Origin of the sequence: Mesorhizobium sp. M1A.T.Ca.IN.004.03.1.1 (assembly GCF_003997555.1) — a bacterium.
Lineage (GTDB): Bacteria > Pseudomonadota > Alphaproteobacteria > Rhizobiales > Rhizobiaceae > Mesorhizobium.
In genome coordinates this window covers 1-261 of sequence record NZ_RZTV01000524.1, presented here as the reverse complement: position 1 = coordinate 261, position 261 = coordinate 1, and the positions used below count along the sequence as shown (strand labels likewise).

Sequence of the window (261 nt, the reverse complement as noted above, 5' to 3'; positions counted from 1 at the left end):
GCGGTTTTGGCGAGGTCCTTTTCCGAGGGCAGGGGGTTTTCGATGCCGGGAATGGCGCGCAGCGTCACACCCTGATGGGCATAGTCCATAGCGCGCTTGAAGGTCATCGCCGGCAGCGAGCCGCCGGTCATCTCGTTGGTCGAGGTATAGTCGTCATTGCCGAACCAGACGGCGCAGGTGTAGTTGCCGGTGTAGCCGACGAACCAGGCGTCGCGATAGGCCTGGGTCGTACCGGTCTTGCCGGCGGTCACAATGCCGTTG

Annotated in this window: 1 pseudogene; it reads right to left on the bottom strand. The window is 63.2% G+C overall.

Annotated features, from left to right (window positions below):
• A pseudogene (locus tag EOD29_RS32735) lies at positions 1–261 on the bottom strand (penicillin-binding protein); the annotation flags it as partial.